This window comes from Variovorax sp. J31P207, assembly GCF_030316965.1.
Taxonomy (GTDB): domain Bacteria; phylum Pseudomonadota; class Gammaproteobacteria; order Burkholderiales; family Burkholderiaceae_C; genus Variovorax; species Variovorax ginsengisoli_B.
This window is the reverse complement of record NZ_JASZYN010000027.1, coordinates 1-24,259: the sequence shown is the minus strand read 5'-3', so window position 1 is coordinate 24,259 and position 24,259 is coordinate 1. Positions and strand designations below refer to the sequence as shown.

The window sequence follows — 24,259 nt, the reverse complement described above, 5'->3', positions numbered from 1 at the left end:
CGGCCCTTGGACGAGCCGTCGCACACCGGCTTCCTCGATGATGTCGACGGAGCTCAAGTTCAAAAGCAAACCAGCCGGACGCCGAGGAATGCTCGGCTGTCGGCTATCGATAGTGTCTCAGCCGTTGAAGTTTGACCGGCTAAACCCGGTCTCGAGCGGATGCCGCCTCTGAGCCCCCCGCGCGGGGCGTCCAACTTCCTTCTGTCCACTGGAGTTACCCCGCCCAAGCCTTTCAGTTCTGAAAATACTCGTTTTCAGAACTACAACAGCACTTCGTCCGCAAGACATCAAGCCGCTGCCTTCCAGCGAGAATGAGCCCCCTGCCTTTGGCGGCGAGTTGGCAGCGTCATGAAGCACAGTGATTTCGCAATCGGCGCCGAGTTTTGGTGCGGAGGTGCACGTTGCTTGAGCGTTGTACCGACACGCGCGCGAGCAGACGCCGCAAGAGCCTGGAAAGTACGAGTTCGCGGAGGCGGAGGCGAAGGCAAAGCACGTTGGGCTTTGGCGAGAACCTGCGCCCGTGGCGCGCCCTGGGAATGGCGCAAGGTGAGGGGCTTGCTGGCGGATCACTTCAGGCGGGGCCGTCGACCCCCGGATGCGTGAAGTAGTTCTCACTGCCTCCCGTCGGCCCCCTCCCGGAAGGATGGGTGTCGGTGGCTGCCATCGAATTAATCTAGAGCTCTTGGCCATCTCGCCACCAGAAACGTCAGCGATAAATGAACTCTCTCGCAATCCGCGTTCTCGCCCTCGCCGTGTTGGCTGCAGGCTGCGCCTCGGCTCAAGCGGAGTGGACCAAATTCGCAACGAGCACGAGCGACCAAGACACGTACTTCGTGGACTCGTCAACGGTCCGTCGCCAAGGTTCGCGTGCGAAAGTCTGGGCCCTCACCGACCACAAGTCCGTTCAGGTCGGGAGAGGAGTCAAATATCGCTCCCAGAAGGCGCAATTCCAGTTTGATTGCCGCGAAGAGACCGTCGAAACCACGATGGTCTTGTACACGAGTGGTCAAATGGGTGAAGGCAAATCTGTACAAACGGACACCTTGCCTATGCGGCCACTTCCGGTCCCCCCAGAATCTGCTGCGGCCGCACTGATGGAAGTCGCCTGCTCGGCGTCGGGCCACTCGAGCGCTTCGAGCAGCTACGGCGGAAAGGTCGCTGCAGCCGTGCGGCCCAATGTCGTGTTTCCGGACGCGGACCTCGTCACCGGCAATCCGGCGGCGGAGTTCGACGTTCGTCTTGCGCCCGATGGCGCCATCGTCGGCACGCCGACGCTCACGAAGTCAAGCGGACTACCAAATTGGGACGAGGCCGCGTTGCGCGCGCTCCAAAAGACCGAAAAGCTCCCCCGGGACATCGATGGGACCGTACCGCCGCGTCTGGTCGTTTCGCTGAGACCCAAGCGCTAAAGCCCGCGCTACTCGTCGGTTAGTCCGTTGCTCAGGTCAGCGCAGTCTCGGGCTCTTCGTCGACCGTACCCTGCACTACTTACTCAAGCTTCTGGACAACATGCAACTGGTTGATGATCGCCATGCAGGTGGCGACGAGGCAGGTGTAGACCGCTGAACGTGGCCACGACAAACGCAATCGACCGCGATCAGTCCTCCCCTGCCCCCACAAGCGACCGTCGCACGTCGTGGGTGCAGCAGTGGAAGCGGCGTTCGCAACGCGACGGCCTAAGACCCAGATCGGCCATGAGCTGCCGCTCGCGCATCTAAAACTCATGACTGCTTCAGGGCGACATCCTGACGTTGCCTCTCGCGCGCGGATAGCGATACGGCCTGTGCGATCCACTCCAAGATGGCTAGATCGGCAGCGGTGGCAACCGTCAGCGCGCTCATGTAAATGTTCCCTTCGACTGTGGCAACCAGATGATCATGCCGCCGTTGGGGCTGATCACCTGCCCGACCAGGTAGTGTTCGTCCGAGGCAAGGTACACCGCGAGCGAGGCGTATTCCTCAGGCCGGCCGACTCGCCCGAGCGGGATCAACTGGTTCACGCGGTTCCTCTGCTCTTCGCTGGCACGCGCGAGATAGTCCTCCAACGGCGGCGTCAGGATGCCGCCGCAGGCGATGGCATTCACGTAGATGTTGGCGCCGGCGACATCCAGCGCGCTGGTCTTGGTCAGGCTGATGACGCCGGCCTTGGTCGCCGAGTAGCCGGGGCTGTGCGTGCTGCCAGCGCCCAGCCCGGCGATCGAGGCGATATTGATGATCTTGCCCGAGCGCCGTGGCTCCATGAGACGCAGCGCTGCGCGGGTGCAAAAAAACACGCCGTGCATGTTGACTCCCCACCATTTGAGCCAGTCGTCGTCGGACAGCGAAGACACGATGCCCAGCGACTGGCGCGGCATCGGCGTCGTCACGTATTGCTGGTGCAGGTTGCGCCGTGTCTCCTCGGCGGGCGCATTGGGCACGCGCGCGGCGTTGTTGACCAGGATGTCGACCGTGCCGAAGCGCTGCACAGCCTGCGTGAACATCGCGTCGACGGCGGCGCTATCGGAGACATCGCCGCGCAGCGCGAGGCATTGCACACCCTGTGCCTCGAGCCGAGACTGCGTGTGTTGCAGCGCCCCCTGGTCGATGTTGCACAGCACCAGATGCGCGCCCTCGTCGGCCATCGCCTCTGCAATCACGCCGCCCAGGCCAGGGCCGGCGCCGGTGACCAGGGCGACCTTGCCGGCCAGGCGGGCCGCACGCAGTCTCTTCTCTTCATTCATCTGGTGCCTCATGAGTAAGCAAGGCCAGTCGCGCGGGCCAACTCAGAACCCGACGTTCTCGGCGCCCTTGAGCGAAAGAATCTCGCGCGCCTGCGCCGGCGTCGCGACCTGCAGGCCAAGCCCTTCCAGGATCTCGCGGACCTTGCGCACCTGCTGCGCGTTCGACTCGGCCAGCTTTCCTGGAGCGATCCACAGGCTGTCTTCCAGCCCGACGCGCACATTTCCCCCCATCGACGCAGCCATGGCCGCCACCTTCATCTGATTGCGGCCCGCGCCGAGCACCGACCATCGGAAGTCGTTGCCGAAAAGGCGGTCCGCGGTGCGCTTCATGTGCATGACGTCGTCCGGATGTGCGCCGATGCCGCCCAGGATGCCGAACACGGTCTGGACGAAGAAGGGCGGCTTGACGGGCCCGCGATCGATGAAGTGGGCCAGGTTGTAGAGGTGCGAGGTGTCGTAGCACTCGAACTCGAAGCGCGTGCCGCTGGCCGACAGTTCCCGCAGCGAGGTTTCGATGTCACCGTAGGTGTTGCGGAAGACCAGGTCCTTGCTGCCCTCCAGGTACGACCGCTCCCAGTCGTGCTTGAATTCCTTGAAGCGATCCAGCATCGGGAACAAGCCGAACCCCATCGAACCCATGTTCATCGAGGCGACCTCGGGCTGCAACTCGGTCGCGGGTCGGATGCGTTCTTGCACCGACATGTAAGGCGAGCCGCCGGTAGTCAGGTTGACCACCGCATCGCATTCGCCCTTGATGCGCCCCAGAAAGGGCATGAAAGCCTCTGGGCGCTGGTCCGGTTTGCCGGTCACCGGGTCGCGGGCATGCAGGTGGATGATGGCGGCGCCCGCCTTTGCCGCCGCGATCGAAGACTCTGCGATTTCTTCTGGCGTCACAGGCAGGTACGGCGACATCGAAGGCGTGTGGATCGCACCGGTGACGGCGCAGCTGATGATGACGACATTCTGTTGGTACATGCGTTGCTCCTTTGGAAGCTTGATTGTTCCGAGTCGGTGGAAGGCCGATTGACCAGGAGTGACATGGATTTACCCCATTGGGACATTCCGAGTACCGACCCATGTCGAAAACGTCTTGTGCCCCAATCAGGTCTCCGCAAGGAGTTGTTGGCTGGCTCGCGGATACAGGCGCTCGTCGTATTCAGACAGGCTGGGAAACCTGAGCAGGGCCTCTTCGCAGCTCAGGGACTGCAAGCGCGTGCGCCATGCTTCGAGAACATGCCGCCGCTGGTCGTCGGATACGTAGGGGATATGCCAACCGACAAAGGGTTCGAGCACACCCATGCCGGTGTAGGCGAGCGTGCCTTGCAGGAGATGCCTGAGCATGTCCTTCAACGGCCCGTGGATACCACTCTCGCCGAACATGTGTTCCTGTCCACCCAGCGTCAGGCTCACGAGTGCACGCTTGCCGCGAAGGCCTCCACGGTCGTAGAAGCGCTTTCCGCCATACACGGTCCCCGAAACCAGCACGCGATCGATCCAGCCCTTCAGGATCGCGGGGGTCGAGAACCAGAACACCGGAAAGTTCAGGATGAGCAGGTCGCACCACAGCAGCTTCTCGAGCTCGGCCTGAATGTCGGCGGCAATCGTGCCCGTCTGCATTCCCTGCCGTTGCTCCAACGCGTAGGTGCAGTAATCGGGATTGGCCCGCACGCCAAAGTCTTCGGCCGACGCAACGGGATTGAACTTCATGGCGTACAGGTCCGAGACCTGCACTTCGTGGCCCTGGTGACGAAGCTCTTCGAGTGCCTCCGACTTCAGTGCGGCACTAAAGGAACGGGGCTCAGGGTGAGCGTGAACGATGAAGACCTTCATGGCGCTCAGCCCGTGATGTCTTTGCCGAAGATGGCCCTGGCAATCACGAGCTTCTGGATCTCGTTGGTTCCTTCATAGATCTCCGCGATCTTGCAATCACGGTAGATCTCCTCCACCCGGTAGTGCGAGCCGTCGGCCGCCAGCTCCGCCATGAAGCCATAGCCGCCGAAGATCTGCACGCCATCGCGCGCGAACTCGGCAGCGAGGTTGGTCGCGTACCACTTCGCCATGGCCGCCTCGGGCTCCGGAAATGCCTCGCCCGCATCCATGCGCAGGGCAGCCTTCATGTAGAGGTTGCGCGCATTCTCGATCTCGGTGGCGCGCTCGGCCAGCTTGAACTGCCAGTACTGGAACTGCGCGATCTTCTTGCCGAATGCCTGCCGCGTTTTCAGACGCTGGACGCTGTGGTCGAACGTGGCCTGCGCCATGCCGACGCCGCTCGCGGCGATGCCGATGCGTCCGTAGGTCAAGGTCTGCAAGGCGATCTTGAGACCGCCGCCGACAGCGCCGACGACGTTCTCCGCCGGAACCTGCACGTTGTCGAAATAGATGTCGGCGGTCAACTGGCCGTGATTTCCCATCTTCCGATCGGGCGCGCCGACGCGGACGCCCGGTGAATCCAAGTCGATCACGATCTCCGTCATACGGCCTTCCTCCGCGCACAGCAGCACGACGAAATCGGCGACCGGCGCGTTCGTGATGAAGCGCTTGCGGCCGTTGACCACATAGCTGCCGCCCTCGCGGTTCGCGAAGGTCTGCATCGTCTTGATGCTCAGGTCCGTGCTGGCATCGGGCTCGGTGGTGGCGAAGCTGCCGATCTTCTCGCCGGCCAGCAGGGGCGCGAGGTAGCGCTGTTGCAGCGCAGGCGATGCATGTTCCAGCGCATGGCCGGCCAGGATGCAATGCACGTCGACGACGGCCGCAACGGAGTTCGAGTGGTAGGCCAGTTCCTCGATGAGCGCGGCGGTGGCGCAGGCCGGGTACTTCAGCCCGCGTCCGCCCACCTCGGCCGCGAAGGGAATGCGGAACAGGCCGGCATCGGCCATCTTGCGAAACAGCTCGCGCGGGAAATTCTCGACCGACTCCTCGCGGTGGCCGATCTCCCACGCCACCGGCGCGACGTGCTCGTCGGCGAAGCGGCGAACTTCCTCGCGGATGGCCAGCGCTTCCGCGGGCGTGAGCAGGTCGTGATAGAGCTTCGGTTGATGGCGCTCGGGCGCCTGCTGTGTCAGTGCAATGGTGTTGTCTCCGGCGTTCATGTCTCGTGTTTCCTGTGGGGGGTGGTGGGCGCTGCCGGCCCGTTGATGTGAGACGAGTCTAGGTTTCGGGGCTTCCGCGGTACATTGGCGAAATTGACGTTTTCAATGCGAAATCGGACAACCCATGCCTCGTGCCGCAATCCTTGCCTTTGACGGCTGCTATGCCTCCAGCCTTGGCGGGTTCGCCGACATCCTGCAGGTGGCGAATTCGCATTTGCGCAGGCAGCAGGGTGCTTCCGCGGCGCTCTTTGAGTGGCGCTTCGTGTCGCTGACGGGCGAACCCGTTGCAGCAAGCAATGGCCTGCAACTGCAGACACATAAGGTCGGCGCGCGCGAACATTTCGACCTCGTCTTCATACCGAGCCTGCACTACGCCGGCCACTCGAAGTTCGACCAGTTGCTCAAGGATCAGTCCGCCGTGTGCGCGTGGCTCACATCGCAGTGGCGTCGCGGCGCCTGGCTCGCGGCCAACTGTACGGGCACCTTCATCCTGGCTCAGACAGGTCTCCTGGACGGGCGCATCGCCACGACGACCTGGTGGTTGGAACGGCAGTTCCGTACGCGCTTTCCGCGTGTCGATCTGCAATTGCGACCCGTGCTCACGGAAGTCGATCGCCTGCTCTGCGCCGGCGCCTCGGCGTCTTACCTGCTGCAGGCGGTTCGAGTAGTCGAACGATTCTCCGGCCCGGCGATCGCGTCGCAATGCGCCAAGAGCATGCTCATCGACGTCAGCCAGACGACCCAGACGCCCTACCTGCCCTTGCTCGCGGACATCAGCCACACCGACGCGGTGGTTCATCGCGCGCAGCACTGGTTGCAATCGAACATGGCCCGACCCGTGCGCATATCCGAGCTTGCTGCCGAGTTGGCCGTGAGCGAAAGAACGTTGGTCCGACGCTTCGGCGCCGTCCTCGATCAGTCCCCGCTGACCTACTTGCAACACCTGCGTATCGACTCCGCTCGAGCCCTCCTGGAAGCCAGCGATCTCGGCGTCGATCAGATCGCGTCACAGGTGGGCTACAACGACCCCAGTTCCTTTTCGCGGCTGTTTCGCGAGCGCATGGGACTGAGCCCGGGCGCCTATCGAAGTCGATACCAGTCCATGGGTGCCGAGTCCCCCTAGACCTCAACGCAGCGCCGCAGCTTCGACAAGTCAACTGCGGATGGGATCGCTTCAAGGCGGGCATTCGTGCTTTCCCGCACATTCCCGGATTGATAAATGGATGTCTCCGTCCGTCAATTGCGAACATCCGTCGGCATTGCAAACTTCTCCCTTGTTGAACGCCGAAAGCCAGGTGACGCGTGCTGATCCGCGAGTATGGCGCATGAAACTTCGTGATTTGCCGATGACAATACGACGTGATCGGGTGCGCTGGGCGTCGCTCGCGGTGGCATGCATCGCCGTCGCGGATCCTTGGCGCATGGCTGCTGCAGCGCTCGATTCCGCGCCACATCGTGCTCGCGTCCGGCCTGCAAGACGGCATGTACCACCAGTACGCGCGGCGCTACAAAGAGATTCTGGCGCGCGAGCGCGTGACGGTTGAGGAGCGCATGACGGGCGGCGCGGAAGAGAACGCGCGCTTGACTTGGAACTGTTGAGCCTGGCACGCGCGGAAGCCTATCAGCGCAAGTTTTCATACATCACCAAGTTGACTTTGCCACCCGGGACGATCGATCTTGAACAACACATTCCCGTGACTGACGTCAAGTTGATCGGAACCAGGGCGATGTTGGTTTCGCGCGAAGGGTTGTCGCCGCCAATCGTCAACCTGCTCCTCGAAGCACCGGTGCGTTGCCGATCGGGCAATGGCTGGAAGACTTGGGCCGGATCGAGCAGGCCGCCGCGCGAGGCCGCACCCCTGTGAGCTACGCCAGCGAAGCCTTTACGCTACGCGAGCACATTGGTCTGGTTCGCCAGCAAGTGGCCGCAAAGGCGCAAGGCGCGAGCGCCGGTGCGGGTGGAGGCAACGAGATGTCGGGGCCGCACTGAGTGCAAGACAGCGAACTCCTACTTGGTGCCGCCTTTGACCTTTTCGACGGCTTCCTTCGCCGCAACCCGGTTTTCCTGCATCAGCCGATAGCCGACGTAGTACTTGTAGATGTTGTTGACATAGGTGATCGTCTCCTGCCCGATCTTCTCGGCCACCACATACTCCACGTTCTGGAACCAGACGTTGGGGTCGAGGCCGCGCTTGGCAGCCTCCTTGCGCATCGATGAAATGCGGCCCGCACCGGCGTTGTACGAGACGAAGGCGAACAACGCCTTGTCCAGTGGCGTCATGGGTTCCTTCTCGTAGTACTGGTCGATCATCCAGCGCATGTACTTGACGCCTGCGTGGATATTTGCCTCGGTCTGCGTGATGTCGCCCACCTTCATGTCCTTGCCGGTGGCGGGCATCAGTTGCATGACGCCGATGGCGCCCACCTTGCTCTTTGCGTTCTGGTTGAGCTGAGACTCCTGGTAGCCCTGAGCGCCCATCAACACCCAATCCACGTTGTATTGGTCGCCGTACTTGCGGAAATAGTCGACCAGCGCCTGAAACTTCTTGCGCTCTTCTTCCGAAGCCGCATCCTTCACGTACTTGACGTTCTTCAGGTAGCGCGTCAGCAGCTGGTTGCCCATCGAAGTGCCGAGCTTGTTGCGATTGGCGAAGTCGTCCACCAGCGCCTTGAGTTGCGGACTGTCCTTGCGAATCGCCCAGGCGATCTCGCCGCCGGTGCGAACTGCCACATTGTCGTGCACGGTGACCTTGGGGAATATCTGCTTCCAGAATTCTGCGATGTACTTGTCAACAACGACGATGGGGACGAGGCCGGCATTGAGCATCTCGAGAAGGTCCTCGTCTTCCAGCGTTTCCGGGGCTTCCTTGAGATTGACCGGTGCCTTCTTTTCGGCGGCGAACCTCTTGTTGAGCGCCAGGAGGCTTTCGAAGTAGCTCGACGACTTGCGCACGAAAACGTCCTTGCCGGCGAGATCGTCCAGGTCTGTGATCTTCGGTGAGGCCGGCCCCGTCACCACAACCTCGCTGACGTTGCTCATTCCCGCTGTGGAGAAGTCCACCAGCTTCTGGCGCTCCGGCGTGATTGTGAGATTGGCTGCAGCGATGTCGCCCTTGCCCGCGGCAAGTCCAGTGAGCAGTTGGTCGTGCCCCATCGGGATAAAGACCACCCGCACTTTCAGGTTCTTGTTTTTAAGCTTGCCTTCGGCCGAAAGCTTCTTGTTGAGTTCGTCTTCCAGCAGCCGAAAGTGGTCGACGACGATGCCGCGGTTCACGCCCTTGTCGACGAAAAAGAAGGTCTTGCTGTTGACGGTCAGCACGCGGATCACACGCCGCTCGATCATTCCGTCGAGGTCGCCGGTCCACGGCTTCGCGTGGGTCAGGTCGATCGTCAGGGTTTTTCCGGGCTCCTTCTTCGAGCCCGGTTCCTGGGCGAACGCGAGACCTCCGCACAGGAATAAGACAAGCGCAAAGCGCAGCAGTCGACGGTCGGTCTTCATCTTCGAGTTCCTTCGGTTTATGCGCTGCACGTACGGCCTTGCTTGGGTCTGGCTGTGTCAGCATGCTGCGCCTGTTGGTGGAGCAGTGCAACCGCACTAGCACCAGTCGAGCACGCACGGGCTCCCCCGAGATGTCCCGGAATGGCAACCCCGTGTCCCGGCAGGTCAATCGTCAAAGTTCCTTCGACGCGGACACTGGCTCTCGTACGAATGCGCCGACTTGGCGCCGCAACCCCTCCGACGATGCGGGGTGACCGCGCGCGACTGAAGCGCGTACAGTGCAAAGCGCGATTGGCTACACCCCTCTCACCACGTCCATGCAGGAGGATGTCGATGTCAACTCTCTCTTCGAGAAACTCGGCATTTGCCGCAGTGGTTTTCATTGCCAGCGTTGCCGAATTGCTGATCTTCGCCTACCAGCAGGGAATGCTCAGCCGCCGGGAAAGACCTATCAGGATTTGCTGCTCCTGGTCCGGGCGTCCATAGACAAGCCAGAACTTGCCAGGGACTACTGGACCCGGGCTCACGACGTGGCGGCGGCGGCCAGGAACGAAGAAGGATCCCGGCGCGCCGCAAAGCTGCTGGCAGACGATGACTTGCCCCAAGCGAACACCAGCAAATAGGGGCGCCGCATTGGAAGAGGAACACCGCCATGAATACGCTCCGTGAGGCTGATCTCGAACTGGAAGCGCGCATGTCCCGGAAGCTGCTGGACGTCTTCATCAGGGCCGGCCTGATCCTGGCTTTGACGCTGCTGTGCTACCAGATCTTTTCGCCATTCCTGTCGCTGATGGTCTGGGCCCTCATCCTGGCGGTCACCCTCTATCCGGCACATCAAAGACTCGCCAGCAAGCTCGGGGGGAAACAGGGGCTTGCGGCCACCTTGCTGGTGCTCGGTGGTATCGTGCTGATCGTTGCCCCCACCGCCGTGCTGTTGGCCTCCATGGGCGATTCGGTTCATAACGTGGTCGCCAGCGTGCGCGACGATAGCGTGCGGATTCCCGAGCCCCCGGCAAGCGTGGCCGAGTGGCCCGTTGTCGGAAAAAGGGTCCACGCCCTCTGGTCCCAGGCCCATGAGGATTTGCCGAGCGTGGTCCGGCGGGTGCAGCCGCAGATCGGAGACCTGGCCCGGAAAGCGCTCGAGATGGTGGCCGGTATCGTCGGCACGGTGCTGCTGTTCCTGGCGTCCTTCATCATCGCCGGGATCATCATGGCTTTTGGTGAGTCGGGAGCCGCAAGCACCCGGCGCATCTTCGGCCGCATCGTGGGGCCGCTGCGCGGCGGAGAGTTCGTAAGGCTTTCCACCGCGACGATTCGCGCCGTGGCGCTCGGTGTCCTCGGCGTCGCCTTCGTTCAGGCCATCGTGGTGGGTTTGGTCATGATGGTCGCCGGAGTTCCGTTCGCAGGTGTGCTCGCAATGGTCGTGCTGGTACTGGGTGTCGCGCAGGCGCCCGCGCTCATCGTCACCTTGCCAGTCATCGCCTATCTCTGGATGAGCGGTGAATACGGCACCGCTTCGGCCGTCCTCTACAGCGTGCTGCTGTTCGTTGCGGGGATGCTTGACAACGTGTTGAAGCCGCTGCTGCTGGGCCGCGGTGTCGATGCGCCCATGCCCGTAATCCTGCTGGGCGCACTGGGCGGCCTGGCAGGCGCCGGCATCGAAGGAATGTTCGTCGGTGCGACCCTGTTGGCCCTGGGTTATCAGATCTTCATGTGGTGGGTCGCAACCCATCCGGACACTTTGCCATCGGAGCGCGCTTCGCAGGCTGTCGAGTAGGTGTCGAGTTGCAATGGGTCATTCCCGCCGGAGCGGGAGGCTGGCGGCGTGTAGCCCAAGGCCGAGGGCGGTCACGGGTGCCGCCCTGCCACTGATCGACATTCGAGTACAGCACCTCCGTGTCCCGAAAGGGAAATTCGGTGTCCCCATCTGTCAATCGGCAATCGAGCTGCGCGCAGACACTGCCTTCACGCGATGTTCCGCCCCATGTCGCGCCCAGAAACTCACCCAAGAGACAACGCCATGAATCCCTCGCTGCCCGCCCCTGCCGCCAAACCCTTCTCCGCCACCTTCGCCCGCTTGCCGCGTGCCTACCCATGGGTGGTCTTCGCACTCACCTTCGGCCTGATGCTGTCCGACTACCTCTCGCGGCAAGTCATTGGTGCCGTGATCCCGGCACTCAAGGCCGACTGGGGCTTGCTGGACTCGCAACTCGCGATGCTGGTGAGCGTGGTTGCGCTGGTCGTCGGCGTCCTGACGGTGCCGATGTCGCTGGTCGCCGACCGCTGGGGCCGGGTCAGGAGCATCACGCTCATGGCCTTCGTCTGGTGCCTGGCGACCATCGCGTGCGGCTTGGCGCAAAACCACGGGCAGCTGCTGTGGGCGCGGGCCTTTGTGGGCCTGGGCGAAGCAGCCTACGGCGCTGCGGGGGCCGCGTTGCTCGCGCACGTGTTTCCGGCCAGGCAGCGTGCCGCCGTATTGGGTGCCTTCTTGTCGGCGAGTCTGTTCGGCTCGGTGCTCGGCGTGGTTCTGGGAGGCGTCGTCGCAGCCCATTCCGGCTGGCGCATGGCCTTCTTCGTGGTGGGCGCGCCGGGGCTGCTGTTGGCCTTGATCTATCCCTTCGTCGTGCGCGACTACACGACCGTCGAGTTGACGCCCGACGTTGCGCGCGGCGGCGAGGCGTCCAAGCGTCCCGGCCTGGCGCAAGTAGCGCGCGAGGTGTTTGCCGTGCGTTCAGGCAATTTCACCTACCTCGCCAGCGGTTTGCAGATGGCGATGCCGGCCATGCTCATCGCGTGGCTGCCGACCTACTTCACCCGCTACCATGACATGGACGTGAAGAAGGCCGGGCTGATGGCCGGCGTGGCCGTCCTGGCGGCGGGCATCGGCATGCTTTTCGGCGGTGGCCTGGCCGACCGGCTGAGCCGCAATCATCCGCGGCGTCGAGCCCTGGTCCCGGCCGCCTATTCGCTCCTGACCGCGCTGATCCTGATCGTTGCGTTTGCGCTGCCGCCCGGTCCTCTCGGGCTGAGCATGATCTTCCTCGGCGCCTTGCTCGCCGCGGCGCAAGGCGGATGTTCAAGTGCCATCGTTTGCGATGTCACCCACCCTGGCGTGCGCGCAACTGTCGCGGCCACGATGACATTGGCCAACAACCTGATCGGCCTCGCACCAGGCCCGCTGATCGTCGGCGTGCTGTCGGACCTGATCGGGCTGAAGCTTGCACTGACGCTGACGCCGGGCCTCGCCCTGGCAGCGGCGGTCTTCTTCGTCCTCGCCTCGCGCAGCTACGAGTCTGATGCGGCTGCACGCAGTCGGACCGGGGGCGCGCAGCAAGCGGCCTGACGCGAGTCCTACCCATGAGTGCATCCCTGACCCTGGCCGGCTGGCGCAAGCCCGCCCGCACGAACTTCCACGGCATCCTGGTGTCGGTGGTCGTGGCGGTCGCCGCCATCTCGCTGGCGGAACACTACCGCATCTCATCGATGCTGTTCGCCTTGCTGCTAGGCATGGCGTTGAACTTCCTGTCGACCGAAGGCCGCTGTGTGCCGGGCATCCGGTTCTCGGCAAGCACGCTGCTGCGCATCGGCGTGGCGCTCCTGGGCGTGCGCATCACGTTCGGGCAGATCACGGCGCTCGGCGCCATGCCGGTCGCGATGGCGGTGCTCTCGGTGGCGCTGACGATCTGCTTCGGCGTCGGGTTGGCGCGCCTGATGGGCTACAGGAGCCGGTTCGGCGTGCTCACTGGCGGCGCCGTAGGCATCTGCGGCGCCTCGGCGGCGATGGCGATCGCTGCGGTCATCCCTGTTCAAGCCGACGACAAGCTCAAGGAGCGCGCCACCATCTTCACGGTCATCGGCGTGAGCACGCTTTCGACACTGGCGATGGTGCTCTATCCGATGATCACCAGCCTGCTCGGCCTGGACAGCCAGGAGGCGGGCGTCTTACTGGGCGGGACGATCCACGACGTGGCGCAGGTGGTCGGCGCCGGCTACGGAATGTCCAAGGAAACCGGCGATATTGCGACCATCGTCAAGCTTTTGCGCGTCGCCATGCTGCTGCCGGTGATCCTGGTGATCACCTTGTCCTACCGCAAGCACCACGTCGCCGGTCCGGGCAGCACACCTAAGCCGCCACTTCTTCCCTGGTTCGTCGTGGCCTTCGCGGTGATCGTCGTCATCAACAGCGTGGGCCTGATTCCCGCGGTCTTGCAACAGGCGTTGCAGACGCTCTCGACCTGGCTGCTGGTGGTCTCGATGGCGGCGATCGGAATGAAATCGCACCTGAAGGACCTTGCCACCGTGGGCCTGAAGCCGATCGTGCTGATGGTGAGCGAGACGGCGTTCCTGGCGATCATCGTCGCAATGTTCCTTGTCCTGGCCCATTGAGCCATTTCTTGTCTTCCATCAGCTTTCCACCGCCATGACACACCCCGAGTTCACCTTTCAATCCCTCGCCGCCCTCGCCGGGCAGCGCGTCGCCTCCTCATCCTGGATCACGCTCGACCAGACCCGCATCGACCTGTTCGCCGAGTGCACCAACGACCCGCAATGGATCCATGTCGACAGGGAGCGCGCCAGGACCGACAGCCCCTTCGGCGGCACCATCGCACATGGCTTCCTGACCCTTTCGCTGCTCGCACCCACGGCTTTCGACGCGCTGATTTCGCGCATGGACGTCAGGCAGGTTGTGAACTACGGCCTGGACAAGGTCCGCTTCGTCGCGCCCGTGCGCGCGGGCAAGCGAGTGCGCAACCACGTCAGCATCGTCTCTCTGGAGGACAAGGGCCATGGACGCCACCTGCTGACGACCGAGAACTCGATGGAAATCGAGGGGGAGGCCAAGCCGGCGCTTGTGGCGCACTCCATGGTATTGCTGATCGCCTGACCGCAGGACAAGCACAGGGAGACCAGACATGGCCACACAGACACAGGCACCGACCTCCACCCGGGCGCCCGAACCGAAGAAGGCCTCCTCGGGGAAGCCAGCGATCCACCCCAGGCCCGCCGCGCCCCGCAGCTGTGCGCCATCCGATCCGATGGTCGCCATCCACGAACTCACCGACCTGGTGGCACGCGCCAGCGAGAACACGCTGACGCCAAATCCGCTCCTGGGCCTGCAGGCCGGCGATCTCGCTCAGGCCGCGCAGACGCTGCTTGAACTGGCCGCCGCCTCGCCGGACGCCATCGCTGGCGCCACAGCCCGCTATGCAAAGGCCCTGGCACAGATCGTCCAGGGCCGCTCCGAACTCGCTCCCGACCCCAAGGACCGCCGCTTCGCCGACCCAGCCTGGAAGGGCAACTTCCTCTACAAGCGACTGATGCAAAACTACCTGCTCGCGCGCGATGAATTCGACAGACTCGTCGCCCAGTCAACGCTGGGCGAGCGCGAGAAGGGCCAGGCACAATTCCTCACCGCCCTCGTGACCGATGCGTTGGCGCCGAGCAACTGGTTGCTGGGCAATCCGGCCGCCGTGCGCAAGGCCGTCGACACCAGCGGCATGAGCCTCGTGGAAGGCGCCCGGAACCTCGTGAGCGACTTGCGGCACAACAACATGCTGCCCCGTCAGGTGGACAGCACGCCGTTCCAGATCGGCGAAAACATGGCCAGCTCGCCGGGCCAGGTGGTCTATCGCTGCGAGACCTTCGAGCTGATCCAGTACACGCCCACCACGCCGCAGGTGTATCGGCGCCCGCTGGTCATGGTTCCGCCGCAGGTCAACAAGTTCTACGCAGTCGACCTGGCGCCGGAAAAGAGCCTCGTGAAGTGGACCGTGGACAGCGGTGTGCAGATGTTCATGGTGAGTTGGCGCAATCCCACGGCCGTCCATCGGGACTGGGGTGTCGAGCACTACGCCATGGCGCTGGACGAGGCGGTGGACGTCGCGCGTGAGATCACCGGCAGCCTCGACGTGAACATGTGGGGTTCGTGTTCCGGCGGCATGACGCTAGCGGCTTATCTGGGTTGGCTCGCAGGCACCGGCAACCGTAAGGTGGCCAGCGTCTCCTTGGCGGTGTGCGTGCTCGACGGCGCGCGCGATGAGCGAAAGCACGATGGGCCTGTTCAACTCGCCCGCGGCGGCGCGCTTGGCGCGCTCGCGCGCAAGCAGAAAGGGCGTGGTGGAGGGCTCCGAAATGGCCGCCATGTTCGCCTGGCTGCGGTCCAACGACCTGATCTGGAACTACTGGGTCAACAACTACCTGCTCGGCAACAAGCCGCCGGCTTTCGACATCCTCGCCTGGAACGCAGACACCACGCGGCTGCCAGCAAAATTCCACTCAGACCTGCTCGAGATCATGGAGAAGAACCCGTATGTCAACGCAGGCACGATGACGATCCGGGGCGTTCCAGTCGACCTGTCGAAGGTGGATATCGGCGCCTACGTGATCGGCGGCACCACCGACCACATCACGCCGTGGAAGAGCTGCTACGCGACGGCGCGCGTGTTCGGCGACGACACCATCTTCGTGCTTGCCAATGCGGGCCACCTGCAGAGCCTGATCAATCCGCCCGGCGCGCCGAAGGCCTTCTTTGCGAGCGCGCCGAGCCGCCAAGCCGATCCCGACGAATGGGCACGCACTGCGGTGCGCCAGAACGGAAGCTGGTGGCCGCATTGGCGCGCGTGGATGCGGGAACGATCGGGTGAATCGATCGCTGCGCCGGACCAGGCCGGCTCGCGCACCCATCGCCCCTTGTGCGCGGCGCCCGGCGAGTACGTGTTGGTGAAGTAGCGTCGCTCGCTCGGCCGCTAGGTTTGTGCTTCCGGACGGCGCCGCCGCCCGGCAACCTCGCCGAACTGCTGTTTGTACCAACGCGAGAAAGCACTCGGTGCCGAGAAGCCCAGCAAGTCGGCGACCTGAGACATGGGGCGCTTGCCATCTTCGAGGTAGTGCGCGGCCATCTCGCGTCGGACCGTGTTCACGAGGTCGGTGAACGTGGTGCCCTCGCGCAGAAGACGTCGATGCACGGTACGCCGGTCGACGCCGAGTTGCTGCGCCACCTGGTCGATCGAGCAGTCCCCCGAGGGCAGCAGCACGAGCAGGATGTGGCGAACGCTGCCCGCCGTGTCCATTCGGCCCGCTCCCGCGGTGGCATCCAGTATCTGCCGGGCATAGCGTGCCATCACCGGGTCGGCCATCGGGTTCGGCGCATCCATGTCGCGCGTGGTACAGACCAGTCCGTTGAAGTCCTGCCCGAACGCCACGACGTAGCCAAAAAGACGAATGTGCAGGCCTGGGTCCCGCGGCGGTGCGTGGGTGAAGCACACCCGAATCGGGCTCCAGTCGGGGCCCAGAAAATACTTGAGGTTGCGGAACATGACGCCGACGAGAAGCTCGGTTGCCTGCCGCGAAGAGCCCTCATGGCCGAGGAGCAACGCTTCGCGGATCACTGCGACGCCCTCGGCTTCTTCGAGCTTCGCGTAGACAGATTCATTGAGCAAATGGCTGTAGCGCAGCATGGCGCGCACCACGCGCCGCACTGTGGGTTCCTCCCGCGCCACCAGCGCCACGACCCCGAGGTTCGACAGCTGCCGTGTCTCCACCATGCGCAGTCCGAAGTTGTCCATTCCGCTGGCGTTCGCCGAAATCTCCAGCAGGCGTCGCACCGCGTCGCTCGGAATCCGCAGATCGGGGTCTTGCAGGCAGGCCGGGTTGAGGCCCACTTCGGAGAGCAGGGCCAGCGGATTGAGGCCAGCCTCACGCGCGACCTCGGCGTAGTTGGTCAGGCTGGCGCTGCGAACGAGATTCGACATGGCTGGGTGTTTTGGCGTCCCCCAAGGTTAAACGCGTGTCACCGCTGGTCAATCAGGACAAGTCCTCTCCCGGAACAATTAGCCCTCGAACCAGCCGAAAACGTCAACGCCCCCAGCGACAACTTCAGGAGACAAGGCCATGCAACAACACGACAACACCCCCTCGACCACGCCGGTCTGCGACCGTATGCGCAACACCGGCAACTGGAATCCCGCCTGGGATGCCTTTGCCACGCTCGACGCGCAATGGACGGAGAAATTCATGGCCATGGGCGTCGCGCCCATGGTGTCGGGCGTGCTCGACGCCAAGACCGTCGAATTCCTAGCGATCGCCGTGGACGCCTCGTGCACTCACATGTACGGCCCGGGCGTGCGCCGCCACATCCGCAAGGCGCTCGAACTCGGTGCCACGAAGGAAGAAATCAATGCAGTGCTGCAGTGCGTCAGCGTGCTGGGCATCCACACGATGAGCCTGGGGGCACCGATCCTGCTCGAAGAAGCCGCCGCACATGCCGAGCGCAATGGCGCGACCGTCGGCTGATTCCCCATCTGAACCCAACCACCTGAACCCCTTTCCGGAGACAACCATGCACTTCCTCGACGATTCCCTCCTGCCCGAAAACCAGCAAAAGCTCGTGATCCAGGTCGCCCCCTACGGCCCCCAATGGGCCGCCGGCGACTCCGACGACATCCCCGTCACGATGGACCAGCAGGTGCAAAAGGCAGTCGACTGCTGGAACGCCGGCGCCACCGTGCTGCACGTGCACGTTCGCGAAGACGACGGCAAGGGCAGCAAGCGCCTGTCCAAGTTCAACGAGATGCTGGCGCGACTGCGTGAAGCGGTGCCGCAGATGATCTTGCAGGTGGGCGGCTCGATCTCCTTCGCCCCTGAGAGCGAAGGCCAGGCCGCCAAGTGGATGAGCGACGACACGCGCCACATGCTGGCCGAGCTCGACCCGCGGCCCGACCAGGTCACGGTGGCGGTCAACACCCAGCAGATGAACGTGATGGAGCTGATGACAGCGGCCGACGTCGAAGGCACCTCTCTCGCCAACCCGGTGGTGCAGGCCGCCTATCGCGACATGATTGTGCCCTCCAACCCGTCGTGGCACGAGGAGCACATCCGCCGCCTGGTGGCCAACGGCATCCAGCCGCACTTCATGCTGGGCAACCTGACGGGCCTCGAAAGCCTTCTGCGCATGGTGCGCCGTGGCGTCTACAGCGGCCCGCTGAACCTCAACTACGTGGCCATCGGCGGCGGCTCGGCAGGCTTGCATCCGGCCGACATGCTGGAGTTTGCACGGCGCACGCCCGACGGAGCGGTGCTCACACTGGAGACGCTGAACCGCCACATCTACCCGATGAACACGATGGCCATCGCGCTTGGCATGCATGTGCGGGTGGGCATCGAGGACACTCTGTTTGGCCCGCACGGCGAGCGCATGACCTCGGTGCAGCAGATCGAGATGGTCGTGCGCCAAGCGCGCGAGTTGCGCCGTGAAGTGGCCACCGGCGCGGAGGCACGCAGCATCTTCGGCATTGGCCGGTTCTGGAGCGATGCCGACGAGACGCTGGCCCGCCTGGGCATGCCGCCCAACCGTGCGCCGGGCCAGCGTGGCGTGCCGTTGCGCATCTCGGCTTGAGCACGGTGCTCCCTGCAAACCGCTTCGCCAATCCGTATTTCGGCACACCGCGATGAGCCAGAACCATCTTATTGCAGACCCCTGCATCAACATCTGCCGCATGGATCAGGACGGGAGGTACTGCCAGGGATGCAAGAGGACTGCGCTGGAAATCGGCGCCTGGCCGCGGATGGCCGAGCAGCACAAGGCCGAAGTGCTTGCATTGATTGAACTGCGCATGAGCGCAGTGTTCACGCCTGCTCTTGACGACACGGCCGGCCGCATAGACCGGCCTCGCACCGCGCCATTCGAGCGACAGCCAAACCCCTGACAAAAATGGAGACAAAAATGCACCCCAACCTCATCACCGCTACGCCGTCGGCGTACACCTACCCCTTGCTCATCAAGCAATTGCTGGTCAACTCGCTGAGCCTTCACGGCGACCAAGAAATCAGCTATCGCGGCGAGATGCGCTACAGCTTTCGTGACTTCCGCCGGCGCATCGGCCGGCTCGCGTCGGCCTTGAGCGCGCTGGGCGCGCGTCACGGCACGACCGTGGCCGTCATGGACTGGGATAGCCATCGCTACCTGGAAAGCTACTTCGGCATTCCGATGATGGGCGCCACGCTGTTCACCGTGAACGTGCGGTTGTCGCCGCAGCAGATCCTCTACACGCTGAACGATTCAGACGCGGAGATCGTGCTGGTGCACGCGGAATTCGTTCCCGTCCTCGAGCAGATCAAGGATGGCCTCCGGGGCGTGCGGCAGATCGTGGTGATGGCCGACGGCCATGACGTGCCGTCCACGGTACTGGACCTGGCGGGCGAATACGAGGCGCTGCTCGGGAAGGCCTCGCCCGAATTCGAGTTCCCCGACTTCGACGAACAGACGAAGGCCGCGACCTTCTACACCACGGGAACGACCGGCGATCCGAAGGGCGTGAGCTACAGCCATCGTGACATCGTCCTGCATGCGCTGGTTGCGGCCACGAGCCTCGGCGCGCAAAAGGAAGGGCAGCGCCTGCACCGCGAGGACGTCTACATGCCCATCACGCCGATGTTCCATGTGTTGGCCTGGGGGTTGCCGTACGTCGCCGTCATGCTGGGTCTCAGGACCGTCCTGCCGGGCCGCTACGTGCCTGACACCCTACTGAGGCTACGCGAGTCGGAGCGGGTGACCTTTTCCCACTGCGTCCCGACCATCCTGCAAATGATGCTGCAGGCATCTCACGAAAGCATGCAGGATCTTTCTGGCTGGAAGATGATCATCGGCGGCTCGGCGCTCTCGCCAGTACTGTGCGAGGCGGCTCTCGCCCGAGGTATCGATGTCTTTGCCGGCTACGGCATGTCGGAGACCGGACCCATTGTGTCACTGGCACAGCTGCCGCCCGGCTTCACCGCCGCCGACCCGCGAGATGAGGTGCGCATGCGGTGTTCTCCCGGTCGCCCCGTGCCGCTGGTGGATTTTCGTGTTGTCGACGAAGAGATGCACGACATGCCGCGCGACGGCAAGGGCCAGGGGGAGATCGTCCTGCGTGCGCCATTTCTCACGCAAGGCTACTTCAAGAAGCCCGAGGCCTCCGAGGAACTGTGGGCCGCTGGCTATCTGCACACGCAGGACATCGCCGTCATGGCACCAGACGGGTTCGTCCAGATCGTCGATCGCATCAAGGACGTGATCAAGACCGGTGGCGAGTGGGTGTCATCGATCGAGGTGGAAGGACTGATCGCCGAAGTCCCCGGCGTGCAGGAGTGCGCCGTGATCGGCGTCCGCGACGAAAAATGGGGTGAGCGCCCGATGGCGTTCGTCGTCCGCAAGCCCGGGATGCCAATCGAGCCGTGCGCGATTCGCGAACGCCTTCTGAGGCACGTCGATTCGAAGCGTATCAGCAAATTTGCGGTCCCGGCGTCCGACCGCATCGCCTTCGTTTCGGAGATCCCAAAGACGAGTGTCGGCAAGATCAACAAGAAGGCACTGCGCGAGCTGTCGGCTTGAATTCATCAATGAACACGTTTGCGATCGAGATGATGGATCTGGGCACTGCCGCCGATCCTCTGCTTGTGCGCGTCGGTCGGCAGGCGGGCAACGGCAAGGGCGTGCCTCTTCTGATGTTCAACGGCATCGGTGGCAACATCGAGCTGCTCGCGCCGCTGGCTGAAAGGATGCCGGAGCGAGAGATCGTTATCTTCGACATTCCCGGTGTCGGTCAATCGCAATTGCCGAGGGGGCCATATCGGCTCTGCGGCATTGCCCGGATGGCCACGCAGATTCTGGATCGCTTCGGGATCGGGCAGGCGGACGTGCTGGGCGTCTCCTGGGGCGGCGCCGCCGCGCAGGAGTTCGCATACCGCTTCAGCGACCGCTGCCGTCGGCTCGTTCTCTGCGCAACCGCCGCTGGCGTAGCCATGATTCCGGCCAGCCCCACCGTGTTGTGGAAGATGGCAACTCCAAAGCGCTATACCGACGCAAAGTACTCGCGCAGCATCAGCGGCGATATCTATGGCGGCGACTTCCGGACCCATCCGTCGTTGGCCACTGAGCTGTTCCGTCACATCAAATGGCAGTCGAAGCTCGGCTACTATCTGCAGCTCGTTGCGATCGCGGGCTGGACCAGCATCCATTGGCTACCTGGCCTCCGCCAGCCCACGCTGCTGATGGCAGGAGCCGACGATCCCTTGGTACCGTTAGCCAACGCAAAGCTGATGCGCATGCTGATCCGGCATTCGGAGCTCAAGGTCTTCGATTGCGGCCACCTGTTCCTGGTGACCCGCCCCGACGATTCCGCCGCGGCCATCCGCGCGTTTCTCGACAAACCATGAGAGCAACTTCCTTCTCGGAAAAAGCCAGCGGCGAGTACGTCTTGCACAGTTCACCGGCGGCGCTGGCGCCTCGAAACGGAAGGGCGACAGCAAAAGGCAAAGAACCTCGGCCGGACACAACCTCGCGTGATTTAGGGAGGCCTAGCTGTCGAGTTTCAGCAGGTTGTTCATGGCCGGTATCCGGCTCATGGGCGGCTGATGGTTGAGGGCTGAGTGTGGCCGATGCCAGTTGTAGTGATGGATGAAGGGCTGTAGCGCGGCCTCGCGTTGAGCTGAGCTTTCGTAGGGCCTGGCGTAAGCCCACTCGCGCAGGCTGGTCTGCACGAAGCGTTCAGCCTTGCCATTCGTCTTCGGCGTGTAGGGCCGGGTGCGGATGTGGCGCAAGCCCAGTTCGCCGCAGGCGGCATCGAAGATCTTCTTGTAACCCGCGCCGTTGTCAGTCATCACGCGGTCGATACGTACCCCCAGGCGCGCATAGGCGGCCACGGCCTCGCGCAGGAACTGGGTGCAACTGGCGGAGGTTTCATCGGGCTTGATCGCCGCGAACGACACGCGGGAGTGATCGTCGATGGCCAAGTGCACCGCATCCCAGCCGATGCCTTGGTTGCGGTTGAGCGTGCGGTCTCCGGTGATGCGGTGGCCCACACCCTGGATGCGTCCCAGGCGCTTGGTGTCGATGTGAAGCAGTTCGCCGGGCGCAGCCCTCTCATAGCGAACGACGGGCAAGACGGGTTCGAGCGACCTCAACCTCGACAGTCCGGCCTGCTTCATGCAGCGGCTGAGAGTCGCCAGGCTGCGGCCGACCTGCATGGCGATGCGCCAGAGCGGCCATCTCTGTCGGCGCAATGCTTCAAAGTAAGCCCGATCCACGGGACTGGTGGCGTGCGGGCAGTGAGTAGGCTTGGAACTGCGGTCATTCAACCCTGCCGAGCCTTCGGCCTTGAAGCGAGCGAGCCACTTGTAGGCCGTCCTCACGCTCACGCCGCCAGCTTCGCTGGCGGCACCCACCTTCCAACCCTGCTGCAACACCCGGCTTACCAGCAGGGCTCGACCTTTGGGCGTCAATCTCGCATGCTTATGGCTGTTCATCCGTCTCTCCTGAGTTGAGTAGCCGTGTCTTGGTAACCACAGCTTCCCAAATCTGGGACGGATGAACAACCTACTGAAACTTCACACCTAGCGCGCCAGTTCATACCGGCAACGACGTCCCCCGCACCCATTCATCATCGGGAAGTTCGCGCTTCGCACCACTATGACCTCGCGTCGTCTCCTCCGCACTGGCGACAGAAGATCAACCTTGAGTTTCGGTGAGCCCCGGCTCACTTGGACGCGCCCTGGGATGCTGGCCAAACGGCCGGACGACGGCTTCGCATCGCACTCCGGACATGAAGACCTCCAACTCGAAGGTCTCTTCAGGGCTGCGGATTCAACCGGTCGATGCAACACACTGATGACTGCCGTTGGCAGAAGGAGTGTTGCAGATGGCCTACCGGACGCGAACCTACTACACAGACAGCCAGAAGGCATTGATGTGGGAGCGATGGCGGCAGGGATGGACCCTGCATCAGATCGCTCAACTGTTTGATCGGGCACACACGTCTGTACAAAAGATTCTGTCCCGCACCGGCGGTATCCGTCCTCCGGAGCGAACTCGTTCATCGAGGGCGCTGACGCTGGCCGAGCGCGAGGAGATCTCGCGTGCCATGGCGGCTGGGTTCTCGATTCGCTCGATCGCGTTGATCCTCGGGCGAGCGCCATCCACCATCAGCCGCGAGATCAGGCGCAATGGTGGTTCAGGGTGCTATCGGGCGACGCAGGCCGACCAGGCAGCCTGGGATCGGGCTCTTCGACCCAAGCGCTGCAGGCTGGCTGAGAACCGGGAGCTGGCCCGCATCGTGACGGAGAAGCTACGGCTGCAATGGTCTCCGGAGCAGATTGCCGGTTGGCTCAAGCATACTTACTCGAGCGACGAGACCTCTCACGTGTCCCACGAGACCATCTACCGCAGCCTGTTCATTCAAGCCCGCGGGGCCTTGAACAAGGAACTGTTGCAGCATCTCAGACGCACCCGGGGCATGCGCCGCTCACGCCAGTACACGCAGAAGACAGACGTCCACGGAAGAATCGTCGACGCGGTCTCCATCAGCGAGCGGCCAGCCACGGTCGAAGATCGAGCAGTTCCCGGTCACTGGGAAGGCGACTTGCTCTTCGGAAGCGCCAACAGCCAGATCGCCACGCTCGTTGAGCGCCAGACGCGATACGTGATGTTGGTCAAGCTGGATGGCAAGGACTCCCAGACCGTCGTCACCGCACTCATCAAGAACGCCCGCAAGCTGCCACAAGAGCTCTACAAGTCACTGACCTGGGACAGAGGCACGGAGATGCACGCTCACAAGAAGTTCACGTCGGCCACCGACATCCAGGTGTACTTCTGCGATCCGCAGAACCCATGGCAGCGTGGCAGCAATGAGAACACGAACGGATTGCTCAGGCAGTACATGCCGAAGGGCATGGACATCTCAGGGTTCTCACAGCTTCAACTCAACGCGATCGCGAGACAATTGAACGAGAGGCCGCGCAAGACGCTCGGCTTCCAGACACCCGCTGAGATGTTCAGCGAATGTGTTGCATCGACCGGTTGAATCCGCAGCCCGTTGCCGTCCTTTGAGTTCTCGCTTCGAATGTCAGCAAGGCACGCGGGAGCGGTCGCGGGCCCGCACAACCGAAAAAACCAGCGGGGATGGAGTCGCGCGAGAGGCT

23 protein-coding genes and 1 pseudogene are annotated in these 24,259 nt (G+C 63.4%); 17 read left to right on the top strand and 7 right to left on the bottom strand.

Annotation, left to right across the window (positions count from 1 at the left end):
• Positions 1-716 precede the first annotated feature (716 nt).
• Positions 717-1,409 carry an energy transducer TonB gene (locus QTI68_RS40415; RefSeq protein WP_503011810.1) on the top strand — a complete coding sequence of 231 codons (693 nt, stop codon included), beginning with the start codon at positions 717-719 and terminating at the stop codon, positions 1,407-1,409.
• Positions 1,410-1,837: 428 nt separating this feature from the next.
• On the opposite strand, the gene QTI68_RS39310 is transcribed toward QTI68_RS40415, so the two are convergent.
• The 4 genes from QTI68_RS39310 to QTI68_RS39295 all read right to left on the bottom strand — a co-directional run bounded on the left by QTI68_RS39310 (position 1,838) and on the right by QTI68_RS39295 (position 5,808).
• Complete coding sequence (locus tag QTI68_RS39310; protein ID WP_286529749.1) at positions 1,838-2,719, bottom strand: SDR family NAD(P)-dependent oxidoreductase; 882 nt, start codon at positions 2,717-2,719, stop codon at positions 1,838-1,840.
• 42 nt (positions 2,720-2,761) lie between these two features.
• A complete protein-coding gene (gene kce / locus QTI68_RS39305) occupies positions 2,762-3,694 on the bottom strand; it encodes a 3,5-dioxohexanoate:acetyl-CoA acetone transferase (protein ID WP_286529748.1) in 933 nt (310 codons plus the stop codon).
• 126 nt (positions 3,695-3,820) lie between these two features.
• The gene (locus QTI68_RS39300) at positions 3,821-4,549 is read right to left on the bottom strand and encodes an NAD(P)H-dependent oxidoreductase (RefSeq protein ID WP_286529745.1); all 729 of its coding nucleotides are present in this window, start codon (positions 4,547-4,549) and stop codon (positions 3,821-3,823) included.
• 5 nt (positions 4,550-4,554) lie between these two features.
• The gene (locus tag QTI68_RS39295) at positions 4,555-5,808 is read right to left on the bottom strand and encodes an acyl-CoA dehydrogenase family protein (RefSeq protein WP_286529744.1); all 1,254 of its coding nucleotides are present in this window, start codon (positions 5,806-5,808) and stop codon (positions 4,555-4,557) included.
• Positions 5,809-5,932: 124 nt separating this feature from the next.
• Here QTI68_RS39295 and QTI68_RS39290 point away from each other — a divergent pair, with 124 nt between their 5' ends.
• The 3 genes from QTI68_RS39290 (at position 5,933) to QTI68_RS39280 (ending at position 7,673) form a co-directional block, all read left to right on the top strand.
• Entirely contained in the window at positions 5,933-6,931 is a 999-nt protein-coding gene (locus tag QTI68_RS39290) for a GlxA family transcriptional regulator (RefSeq protein ID WP_286529743.1), read from the top strand.
• A gap of 236 nt (positions 6,932-7,167) precedes the next feature.
• Positions 7,168-7,407 carry a hypothetical protein gene (locus QTI68_RS39285; RefSeq protein ID WP_286529741.1) on the top strand — a complete coding sequence of 80 codons (240 nt, stop codon included), beginning with the start codon at positions 7,168-7,170 and terminating at the stop codon, positions 7,405-7,407.
• A complete protein-coding gene (locus QTI68_RS39280; protein WP_286510811.1) occupies positions 7,395-7,673 on the top strand; it encodes a hypothetical protein in 279 nt (92 codons plus the stop codon). The genes QTI68_RS39285 and QTI68_RS39280 overlap by 13 nt, the downstream gene beginning before the upstream one ends.
• Positions 7,674-7,816: 143 nt before the next feature.
• On the opposite strand, the gene QTI68_RS39275 is transcribed toward QTI68_RS39280, so the two are convergent.
• Positions 7,817-9,307, bottom strand: a complete 1,491-nt coding sequence (locus QTI68_RS39275) for an MltF family protein (RefSeq protein WP_286529739.1) — start codon at positions 9,305-9,307, stop codon at positions 7,817-7,819.
• Between the two features lie 278 nt (positions 9,308-9,585).
• Here QTI68_RS39275 and QTI68_RS39270 point away from each other — a divergent pair, with 278 nt between their 5' ends.
• The 7 genes and pseudogenes from QTI68_RS39270 to QTI68_RS39240 all read left to right on the top strand — a co-directional run bounded on the left by QTI68_RS39270 (position 9,586) and on the right by QTI68_RS39240 (position 16,036).
• Positions 9,586-9,930, top strand: coding sequence for a hypothetical protein (locus tag QTI68_RS39270; protein WP_286529738.1), 345 nt, complete (start codon positions 9,586-9,588; stop codon positions 9,928-9,930).
• A gap of 29 nt (positions 9,931-9,959) precedes the next feature.
• Entirely contained in the window at positions 9,960-11,084 is a 1,125-nt protein-coding gene (locus QTI68_RS39265; protein ID WP_286529737.1) for an AI-2E family transporter, read from the top strand.
• 243 nt (positions 11,085-11,327) lie between these two features.
• A complete protein-coding gene (locus QTI68_RS39260; RefSeq protein WP_286529735.1) occupies positions 11,328-12,650 on the top strand; it encodes an MFS transporter in 1,323 nt (440 codons plus the stop codon).
• A 14-nt stretch (positions 12,651-12,664) separates the two neighbouring features.
• Complete coding sequence (locus tag QTI68_RS39255; protein WP_286529733.1) at positions 12,665-13,693, top strand: YeiH family protein; 1,029 nt, start codon at positions 12,665-12,667, stop codon at positions 13,691-13,693.
• A 34-nt stretch (positions 13,694-13,727) separates the two neighbouring features.
• Complete coding sequence (locus tag QTI68_RS39250) at positions 13,728-14,192, top strand: MaoC family dehydratase (RefSeq protein WP_286529730.1); 465 nt, start codon at positions 13,728-13,730, stop codon at positions 14,190-14,192.
• 28 nt (positions 14,193-14,220) lie between these two features.
• Positions 14,221-15,015: pseudogene (locus QTI68_RS40295) on the top strand (hypothetical protein); the annotation flags it as partial.
• Between the two features lie 328 nt (positions 15,016-15,343).
• Positions 15,344-16,036 carry an alpha/beta fold hydrolase gene (locus QTI68_RS39240; protein WP_353506478.1) on the top strand — a complete coding sequence of 231 codons (693 nt, stop codon included), beginning with the start codon at positions 15,344-15,346 and terminating at the stop codon, positions 16,034-16,036.
• Positions 16,037-16,053: 17 nt separating this feature from the next.
• Here QTI68_RS39240 and QTI68_RS39235 read toward each other — a convergent pair whose 3' ends face one another.
• Positions 16,054-17,058, bottom strand: a complete 1,005-nt coding sequence (locus QTI68_RS39235) for an AraC family transcriptional regulator (RefSeq protein ID WP_286529729.1) — start codon at positions 17,056-17,058, stop codon at positions 16,054-16,056.
• A gap of 139 nt (positions 17,059-17,197) precedes the next feature.
• On the opposite strand from QTI68_RS39235, the gene QTI68_RS39230 reads away from it, so the two are divergent.
• Genes QTI68_RS39230 through phaZ form a run of 5 tightly spaced genes read left to right on the top strand, consistent with a single transcriptional unit; the run spans position 17,198 to position 21,499 of the window.
• On the top strand, positions 17,198-17,599 hold the full coding sequence (locus QTI68_RS39230) for a carboxymuconolactone decarboxylase family protein (protein WP_286510821.1): 402 nt from the start codon (positions 17,198-17,200) through the stop codon (positions 17,597-17,599).
• A 46-nt stretch (positions 17,600-17,645) separates the two neighbouring features.
• Positions 17,646-18,701: a beta-keto acid cleavage family enzyme gene (locus tag QTI68_RS39225; RefSeq protein ID WP_286510822.1), complete on the top strand. Its 1,056-nt coding sequence runs from the start codon at positions 17,646-17,648 to the stop codon at positions 18,699-18,701.
• Positions 18,702-18,753: 52 nt separating this feature from the next.
• Positions 18,754-19,011 (top strand): DUF1289 domain-containing protein, encoded by a 258-nt coding sequence (locus tag QTI68_RS39220; RefSeq protein WP_286529728.1) that lies wholly within the window; start codon positions 18,754-18,756, stop codon positions 19,009-19,011.
• 17 nt (positions 19,012-19,028) lie between these two features.
• Complete coding sequence (locus QTI68_RS39215) at positions 19,029-20,675, top strand: fatty acid--CoA ligase (RefSeq protein WP_286529725.1); 1,647 nt, start codon at positions 19,029-19,031, stop codon at positions 20,673-20,675.
• Positions 20,676-20,683: 8 nt separating this feature from the next.
• A complete protein-coding gene (gene phaZ / locus QTI68_RS39210) occupies positions 20,684-21,499 on the top strand; it encodes a poly(3-hydroxyalkanoate) depolymerase (RefSeq protein WP_286529724.1) in 816 nt (271 codons plus the stop codon).
• A 141-nt stretch (positions 21,500-21,640) separates the two neighbouring features.
• On the opposite strand, the gene QTI68_RS39205 is transcribed toward phaZ, so the two are convergent.
• Positions 21,641-22,588, bottom strand: a complete 948-nt coding sequence (locus QTI68_RS39205) for an IS481 family transposase (protein ID WP_286529723.1) — start codon at positions 22,586-22,588, stop codon at positions 21,641-21,643.
• Between the two features lie 392 nt (positions 22,589-22,980).
• Here QTI68_RS39205 and QTI68_RS39200 point away from each other — a divergent pair, with 392 nt between their 5' ends.
• Complete coding sequence (locus tag QTI68_RS39200; protein WP_286529721.1) at positions 22,981-24,141, top strand: IS30 family transposase; 1,161 nt, start codon at positions 22,981-22,983, stop codon at positions 24,139-24,141.
• Positions 24,142-24,259 lie beyond the last annotated feature (118 nt).

Bases quoted from the DNA above. Each gene is read 5' to 3' on its own strand.
- phaZ (WP_286529724.1), top strand. From the start codon at position 20,684: ATGAACACGTTTGCGATCGAGATGATGGATCTGGGCACTGCCGCCGAT.
- QTI68_RS40415 (WP_503011810.1), top strand. From the start codon at position 717: ATGAACTCTCTCGCAATCCGCGTTCTCGCCCTCGCCGTGTTGGCTGCA.
- QTI68_RS39200 (WP_286529721.1), top strand. From the start codon at position 22,981: ATGGCCTACCGGACGCGAACCTACTACACAGACAGCCAGAAGGCATTG.
- QTI68_RS39255 (WP_286529733.1), top strand. From the start codon at position 12,665: ATGAGTGCATCCCTGACCCTGGCCGGCTGGCGCAAGCCCGCCCGCACG.
- QTI68_RS39290 (WP_286529743.1), top strand. From the start codon at position 5,933: ATGCCTCGTGCCGCAATCCTTGCCTTTGACGGCTGCTATGCCTCCAGC.
- QTI68_RS39235 (WP_286529729.1), bottom strand. From the start codon at position 17,058: ATGTCGAATCTCGTTCGCAGCGCCAGCCTGACCAACTACGCCGAGGTC.
- QTI68_RS39230 (WP_286510821.1), top strand. From the start codon at position 17,198: ATGCAACAACACGACAACACCCCCTCGACCACGCCGGTCTGCGACCGT.
- QTI68_RS39275 (WP_286529739.1), bottom strand. From the start codon at position 9,307: ATGAAGACCGACCGTCGACTGCTGCGCTTTGCGCTTGTCTTATTCCTG.
- QTI68_RS39215 (WP_286529725.1), top strand. From the start codon at position 19,029: ATGCACCCCAACCTCATCACCGCTACGCCGTCGGCGTACACCTACCCC.
- QTI68_RS39260 (WP_286529735.1), top strand. From the start codon at position 11,328: ATGAATCCCTCGCTGCCCGCCCCTGCCGCCAAACCCTTCTCCGCCACC.
- QTI68_RS39265 (WP_286529737.1), top strand. From the start codon at position 9,960: ATGAATACGCTCCGTGAGGCTGATCTCGAACTGGAAGCGCGCATGTCC.
- QTI68_RS39295 (WP_286529744.1), bottom strand. From the start codon at position 5,808: ATGAACGCCGGAGACAACACCATTGCACTGACACAGCAGGCGCCCGAG.
- QTI68_RS39220 (WP_286529728.1), top strand. From the start codon at position 18,754: ATGAGCCAGAACCATCTTATTGCAGACCCCTGCATCAACATCTGCCGC.
- QTI68_RS39310 (WP_286529749.1), bottom strand. From the start codon at position 2,719: ATGAATGAAGAGAAGAGACTGCGTGCGGCCCGCCTGGCCGGCAAGGTC.
- QTI68_RS39240 (WP_353506478.1), top strand. From the start codon at position 15,344: ATGAGCGAAAGCACGATGGGCCTGTTCAACTCGCCCGCGGCGGCGCGC.
- QTI68_RS39225 (WP_286510822.1), top strand. From the start codon at position 17,646: ATGCACTTCCTCGACGATTCCCTCCTGCCCGAAAACCAGCAAAAGCTC.
- QTI68_RS39250 (WP_286529730.1), top strand. From the start codon at position 13,728: ATGACACACCCCGAGTTCACCTTTCAATCCCTCGCCGCCCTCGCCGGG.
- QTI68_RS39205 (WP_286529723.1), bottom strand. From the start codon at position 22,588: ATGAACAGCCATAAGCATGCGAGATTGACGCCCAAAGGTCGAGCCCTG.
- kce (WP_286529748.1), bottom strand. From the start codon at position 3,694: ATGTACCAACAGAATGTCGTCATCATCAGCTGCGCCGTCACCGGTGCG.
- QTI68_RS39300 (WP_286529745.1), bottom strand. From the start codon at position 4,549: ATGAAGGTCTTCATCGTTCACGCTCACCCTGAGCCCCGTTCCTTTAGT.